This window comes from Haladaptatus sp. W1 (assembly GCF_001723155.1).
Classification (GTDB): domain Archaea; phylum Halobacteriota; class Halobacteria; order Halobacteriales; family Haladaptataceae; genus Haladaptatus; species Haladaptatus paucihalophilus.
Window position 1 is genome coordinate 22075 of sequence record NZ_MEIH01000036.1, and the last position, 6198, is coordinate 28272.

A 6198-nucleotide genomic window follows, 5' to 3' on the forward strand; every position below is an offset into this window, starting at 1 on the left:
ATGCCGACGGCCGTCTCTGAATTGCTTACAGGTAATCCTCTCGCGGTGGCGAGAATACGTCGATAATCTCGCCGGAATCGATTATTTCGTAGCTGTGTTCGACACCACCCGGTATCGAATAACTGTCTCCGCCCTCTATCAGGTCGTCGTCGTCTCCGATGTGGAGCCGATACGTGCCCGAAATCACGTATCCGCTCTGTTCGCTTTCGTGGCTGTGCGGCGGAACGTCGTTGCCTTCTTTCAGGTGCATCTTCGTCACCATCGACTCGTCGCCGACCGCGAGCACGTCGAACTGTACGCCTTGAAACTCGTTCGAATCCGCGTCTTCTGCTTTGACTATCATCGGAATTGCAACAGATAATAGGGCATTTATACTATAATATCCTTCCTAGTTTACCATACGCATTATTCTATCGTCGAATAGTGTAGTTCCATCGCGTCATAGCCGATTGTCTCGTAAAACTGGACATTCATCAAGCGATTTATAAACGATGTCGCTCTTCGGTCATCGTCTTCCGAACCGGTGTGACTGCCACCGCAAAAACCCGAATTCGACTACTCCAACGCGCTTCCGACCCGAATCACGCGCTTCTCGCCGAACTTCGGTCCGATGAACTGCACGCCGACGGGGAGGCCGTCGGTTTCGCCCGCCGGAACCGAAATCGCCGGGAGGTTGGCGAGGTTGACGGGAACGGTGTTCGCATCCGCGAGGTACATCTGCAGCGGGTCGTCCAGACTCTCGCCGAGTTCGAACGGCGGCGTGGGCATCGTCGGACTGGCGAGTACGTCTACGTCCTCGAACGCCGAGTCGAAGTCCTGCTTGAGCCACGCTCGGGCGTCCTGTGCCTTCTTGTAGTACTTGTCGTGATATCCCGCGGAAAGCGCGTAGGTGCCGAGCAGGATGCGTCGTTTCACCTCGTCACCGAAGGCCTCCTCGCGCGTCTCGGAGAACGTCTCGTTCCAGTTGCCGTCGAACCCTCCCGAATTGCCGTAGCGAACCCCGTCGTAGCGCGCGAGGTTCGAGGACGCTTCGGACATGGCGATGACGTAGTACGCCTCGACGGCGTGTTCGACCGACGGAAGCGACACATCGTGGACCGTCGCACCCTTCGCTTCGAGGTCGTCCATGGCGTCCCAGAACCGCTCGACGACGCCTTCGTCCGCCCCTTCTACGAGTTCCGTCGGGACGCCGATGTCGAGTCCGTCCACCTCGCCGTCCGCGGCGTTCGCGTAGTCGGCGTCAGCGCCTTCGTCGCGGGTCGTCGCGTCGTGGTCGTCGGGTCCGGCGATGACGTCGAGTAGGGCCGCGGCCGCCTCGACGGTCGGCGCGATGGGGCCGATCTGCTCCAGACTGTTCGCGTAGGCGACCAAGCCGTAGCGCGAGACGAGTCCGTAGGTCGGCTTGATGCCGACGACGCCACAGAACGCGGCGGGACAGCGAATCGACCCACCCGTGTCGGTTCCCAGCGCGAGTTCGGCCTCACCCGCGGCGACCGCCGCGGCGCTCCCGCCCGAGGAGCCGCCCGGAACGCGACCCTCGGCGACGGGGTTCTCCGTCGGGCCGAAGGCGGACGTTTCGGTGGTCGTCCCCATGCCGAACTCGTCCATGTTAGTCTTGCCGACGATGGTCGCCCCGGCCTCCTTCAGTCGCGTGACGACGGTGGCGTCGTAGGGCGGAACGTACTCCTCCAGCATGGCCGACCCGCAGGTCGTTCGGACGCCCTCGGTGCTGATGTTGTCCTTGACGGCGACCGTCGTCCCGGCGAGCGGGCCGTCGTCCGCGCCGTCGATGGTCTCCTCGGTGATGAATATCTGGTCGCTCATGAGACGTTCGGCCCCTTGAAGTAGCCGTCTTCGGTCTCCGGTGCGTTGTCCAGCGCGTCGGCTTGGTCAAGGCTGGTTCGCACCTCGTCCTCGCGCATGACGTTCACGAGGTCGGCCTCGCGCTCGACCTCGGGCACCTCGTCCAGCGTCTCGAAGTAGCCCAGAATATCGGCGAACTGTCCGGCGAATCGCTCGGCTTCCTCGTCGGAAACCCCGACGCGGGCCAACCGTGCGACGTACCGAACCTCGTCCGGTCCGGGAGGCGTATCGCTCATGTGTTGACGAACCCCCGGACGAGCGGTAAGGGTTTCGATACTCACTGCCGGATAGCTGATAAAGCGGGACGAATCACGAGTCGTGTGGGAAAATCGAATACTGCATTATTCCTGCCAAAACCCCGGATGAATCCGTCGTTTTCGAACCGAGAAAATGCCTCTTTTGCCCACCGGATTTAAGTCGCTGTACGTTCTATAAGATATGTCTATCGATTCTACGGCTCTCGTAGTGCACCATGACCCTCTGTCTGTATTCCTGATAGTACGCCATGACTGATACACGTACCCGACCGACCGAAGAAACGGAAACAACCGGTGAGCAAACCAAGACGCAAGCCGACGAGCAACAGCGGTGTCCCGAGTGTGGCGGCCCGCTCGTCACCGACGAGGAGCGCGGTGAGCGGGTGTGTGATGATTGCGGCCTCGTCGTCGAGGAAGACGCGGTGGACCGCGGCCCCGAGTGGCGCGCCTTCGACGCCAGCGAACGCGAGCAGAAGTCCCGCGTCGGCGCGCCGACGACGAACATGATGCACGACAAGGGGCTGTCGACCAACATCGACTGGCGCGACCGGGACGCCTACGGCAACTCGCTCGGCTCCCGCCAGCGCGAGAAGATGCAACGGCTCCGCAAATGGAACGAGCGCTTCCGCACCCGCGACAGCAAGGAGCGCAACCTCAAACAGGCGCTCGGCGAAATCGACCGCATGGCGAGTTCGCTCGGCCTGCCCGATACCGTCCGCGAGACGGCCAGCGTCATCTACCGCCGCGCGCTCGACGAGGACCTCCTGCCGGGACGCTCCATCGAGGGCGTCGCAACCGGCGCGCTATATGCCGCCGCGCGACAGGCCCGAACCCCGCGGAGCTTGGACGAGTTGACAGCCGTGTCGCGCGTCGAGAAGGACGAAATCGCCCGCACCTACCGCTACATCGCACGCGAACTCGGCCTCGAAATCGAACCCGCCGACCCGAAGAGCTACGTCCCGCGCTTCGCCTCGGAACTCGACCTCTCGGACGAAACCGAACGCCGCGCCCGCTCGTTGCTCGACACGGCGACCGAGAAGGGCCTCCACAGCGGAAAGTCCCCCGTCGGCCTCGCCGCGGCCGCCGTCTACGCCGCCGCGCTCCTGACCAACGAGAAAGTCACCCAGAGCGAAGTCAGCGACGTGGCGAACATCAGCGAGGTTACGATTCGCAACCGCTACCACGAACTGCTCGACGCCGAGGAAGGTACCATCGCGCCGTAAAACCGCACGAAAATCGAATTATTTTGCGTCTTTGCCCCGTTAGCGGCCGTTCCATCGCCGCGACAGCGACGGCCCGTAGGCGAAGAAGACGATGCCCGTCCAGAGGACGGCGAAGATGACCGCGCCGCTCATCGTCGTCGTGACGTACTGAACGAACGAGAGGTCGGTCGTCAGCGGGTCGTACGTGTCGAGGATGACGTAGAACGCGAAGAGCGTCGGCACGTTCGCCAGCAGAATCGTGGCCGCGACGGCGAGCAGGTCACCGGTCGTGGCTCCTTTTTTCGACGTGCGCGAACGGGTTCCGGTTGCCATACCGAACGGAACTCCTTCGACGGGAAAAACGGTTTCCGTCTCACGTCACGTCGCGCAAATCACCTCGCTCGCGTCCGCCGTCCGTTCACGCCACGCTGTTGCTGTCGAAGCGCGAGGCGAACGAAACGAGCGCGAACAGCAGGACGAGGACGACGGTCGTGAGCGCCATTCCGAACAGGGCCATGGAGACGGGACTCATGTCGAACAGCGAGAGGCCGAACAGCGAGAGCGTCTTTCCGCGGTTCTGTCCGGTCGCACCGACCGTGAGTCCGATCCCCCCGGCGGCGAGCACGACGGTTACCGCGGTGGCGAGGAAGATAGGGCGGCTGGAGATGATGCGGTCGCTCATCGGCGGTAATTGACACCGGTCGGGGTTAGGACTTGCTACTTCCGGTCGCAACGGGTCGGAACGAGTCGAGACGGACGGGGGTCCAAAAGAATCGAAAGTCGAGGGGGAAACCGCGCTTATTCGGCGGCGATAACGTCGTCGATGCGGACGATCATCGTCGCGGACTCGGTGGCGCTCTCGACGGCCTCACCCTTGACGGCGGCGGGGTCGATGACGCCTTCCTCGACGGGGTTCGCGATTTTCCCGGTCTCGCCCGAGGAGATGATGCCCGCGCTGCCTTCCTCGTCGTCGTTCGCGGCGCGGAGGTCCACGAGCGCGTCGATGGGGTCCATGCCGGTGTTCTCCGCGAGGGTTCGCGGGAGGACTTCGATGGCGTCGGCGAACGCCTCGACGGCGAGCTGCTGGCGGCCCTCGATGCCCGCGGCCTCGTCGCGGACGCGGCCCGCGATGCTGGTTTCGATCGCGCCAGCGCCGGGAACGACGTTCTCGGTTTCGACGGCGGAGGACACGACGTCGAGTGCGTCCTCGATAGCGCGCTCCAGTTCGTCGACGACGTGTTCCGTGCCGCCGCGGACGAAGACGGTGACGGACTGTGCCTCGTCGGCACCCTCGATGAACACGAGGTCCTCGTCGCCGTGCTTTTCGACGCGGATGGAGTCGGCGTGGCCGAGTTCGTCGTCGTCGACGTCGTCCGGCTTGCCAGTACGCTTGCCACCGGTGGACTTGGCGATGGCGCTCGTCATGTCGTCGTCCACGTCCTCGAAGGCGAGGATGCCGTGTTCGGCGAGGTACGCCGCGGTGCGGTCCTCGATGGACGAGTGCGAGAAGACGACATCGACGCCGAGTACTCGGTCGATAACGTCGAGCAACTCACCGCCGCGATGGACGCGGAAAACGACCAACTCCGCGAACTCGCAGACGCCATCGCCGACACCGGCGTCGATGTCGTCTTCTCGCACTCGTCCATCGAGGACCGCACCGCGGCGTACCTCGCCGAACACGGCATCCTCGCCTTCGAGGACGTGGACGACGACATGACGAGCGCCATCGCCAAGTCCACCGGTGGCAAGCGTACTGGCAAGCCGGACGACGTCGACGACGACGAACTCGGCCACGCCGACTCCATCCGCGTCGAAAAGCACGGCGACGAGGACCTCGTGTTCATCGAGGGTGCCGACGAGGCACAGTCCGTCACCGTCTTCGTCCGCGGCGGCACGGAACACGTCGTCGACGAACTGGAGCGCGCTATCGAGGACGCACTCGACGTCGTGTCCTCCGCCGTCGAAACCGAGAACGTCGTTCCCGGCGCTGGCGCGATCGAAACCAGCATCGCGGGCCGCGTCCGCGACGAGGCCGCGGGCATCGAGGGCCGCCAGCAGCTCGCCGTCGAGGCGTTCGCCGACGCCATCGAAGTCCTCCCGCGAACCCTCGCGGAGAACACCGGCATGGACCCCATCGACGCGCTCGTGGACCTCCGCGCCGCGAACGACGACGAGGAAGGCAGCGCGGGCATCATCTCCTCGGGCGAGACCGGGAAAATCGCGAACCCCGTCGAGGAAGGCGTCATCGACCCCGCCGCCGTCAAGGGTGAGGCCGTCGAGAGCGCCACCGAGTCCGCGACGATGATCGTCCGCATCGACGACGTTATCGCCGCCGAATAAGCGCGGTTTCCCCCTCGACTTTCGATTCTTTTGGACCCCCGTCCGTCTCGACTCGTTCCGACCCGTTGCGACCGGAAGTAGCAAGTCCTAACCCCGACCGGTGTCAATTACCGCCGATGAGCGACCGCATCATCTCCAGCCGCCCTATCTTCCTCGCCACCGCGGTAACCGTCGTGCTCGCCGCCGGGGGGATCGGACTCACGGTCGGTGCGACGGACAGAACCGCGGAAAGACGCTCTCGCTGTTCGGCCTCTCGCTGTTCGACATGAGTCCCGTCTCCATGGCCCTGTTCGGAATGGCGCTCACGACCGTCGTCCTCGTCCTGCTGTCGCGCTCGTTTCGTTCGCCTCGCGCTTCGACAGCAACAGCGTGGCGTGAACGGACGGCGGACGCGAGCGAGGTGATTTGCGCGACGTGACGTGAGACGGAAACCGTTTTTCCCGTCGAAGGAGTTCCGTTCGGTATGGCAACCGGAACCCGTTCGCGCACGTCGAAAAAAGGAGCCACGACCGGTGACCTGCTCGCCGTCGCGG

At 64.0% G+C, this 6198-nt stretch carries 10 protein-coding genes; 4 read left to right on the forward strand and 6 right to left on the reverse strand.

Going from position 1 to position 6198, the window contains the following annotated elements:
• Positions 1–25 precede the first annotated feature (25 nt).
• The 3 genes from BG842_RS02015 to gatC all read right to left on the reverse strand — a co-directional run bounded on the left by BG842_RS02015 (position 26) and on the right by gatC (position 2099).
• Positions 26–343, reverse strand: coding sequence for a cupin domain-containing protein (locus BG842_RS02015; RefSeq protein WP_069449485.1), 318 nt, complete (start codon positions 341–343; stop codon positions 26–28).
• Positions 344–555: 212 nt separating this feature from the next.
• A complete protein-coding gene (gatA, locus tag BG842_RS02020) occupies positions 556–1824 on the reverse strand; it encodes an Asp-tRNA(Asn)/Glu-tRNA(Gln) amidotransferase subunit GatA (protein ID WP_069449486.1) in 1269 nt (422 codons plus the stop codon).
• The gene (gatC, locus tag BG842_RS02025) at positions 1821–2099 is read right to left on the reverse strand and encodes an Asp-tRNA(Asn)/Glu-tRNA(Gln) amidotransferase subunit GatC (RefSeq protein ID WP_007981642.1); all 279 of its coding nucleotides are present in this window, start codon (positions 2097–2099) and stop codon (positions 1821–1823) included. Before gatC ends, gatA begins: the two co-directional genes overlap by 4 nt.
• Positions 2100–2368: 269 nt before the next feature.
• Here gatC and BG842_RS02030 point away from each other — a divergent pair, with 269 nt between their 5' ends.
• Positions 2369–3343 carry a transcription initiation factor IIB family protein gene (locus BG842_RS02030; RefSeq protein WP_007981643.1) on the forward strand — a complete coding sequence of 325 codons (975 nt, stop codon included), beginning with the start codon at positions 2369–2371 and terminating at the stop codon, positions 3341–3343.
• A gap of 39 nt (positions 3344–3382) precedes the next feature.
• Here BG842_RS02030 and BG842_RS02035 read toward each other — a convergent pair whose 3' ends face one another.
• The 3 genes from BG842_RS02035 to BG842_RS02045 all read right to left on the reverse strand — a co-directional run bounded on the left by BG842_RS02035 (position 3383) and on the right by BG842_RS02045 (position 4873).
• Positions 3383–3655, reverse strand: coding sequence for a hypothetical protein (locus BG842_RS02035; RefSeq protein WP_007981646.1), 273 nt, complete (start codon positions 3653–3655; stop codon positions 3383–3385).
• Positions 3656–3740: 85 nt separating this feature from the next.
• The gene (locus tag BG842_RS02040) at positions 3741–4004 is read right to left on the reverse strand and encodes a hypothetical protein (protein WP_069449487.1); all 264 of its coding nucleotides are present in this window, start codon (positions 4002–4004) and stop codon (positions 3741–3743) included.
• Between the two features lie 116 nt (positions 4005–4120).
• Positions 4121–4873 carry a TCP-1/cpn60 chaperonin family protein gene (locus BG842_RS02045; protein ID WP_394327450.1) on the reverse strand — a complete coding sequence of 251 codons (753 nt, stop codon included), beginning with the start codon at positions 4871–4873 and terminating at the stop codon, positions 4121–4123.
• Between BG842_RS02045 and BG842_RS02050 the strand changes: the two genes are divergently transcribed.
• From BG842_RS02050 to BG842_RS30905, 3 genes are all read left to right on the forward strand, one after another.
• The gene (locus BG842_RS02050; RefSeq protein WP_394327451.1) at positions 4823–5665 is read left to right on the forward strand and encodes a TCP-1/cpn60 chaperonin family protein; all 843 of its coding nucleotides are present in this window, start codon (positions 4823–4825) and stop codon (positions 5663–5665) included. The two genes, BG842_RS02045 and BG842_RS02050, sit on opposite strands and share 51 nt — an antisense overlap.
• Before the next feature lie 116 nt (positions 5666–5781).
• Entirely contained in the window at positions 5782–5934 is a 153-nt protein-coding gene (locus BG842_RS30900) for a hypothetical protein (protein ID WP_254662841.1), read from the forward strand.
• Positions 5931–6083: a hypothetical protein gene (locus BG842_RS30905; RefSeq protein ID WP_254662842.1), complete on the forward strand. Its 153-nt coding sequence runs from the start codon at positions 5931–5933 to the stop codon at positions 6081–6083. Before BG842_RS30900 ends, BG842_RS30905 begins: the two co-directional genes overlap by 4 nt.
• Positions 6084–6198 lie beyond the last annotated feature (115 nt).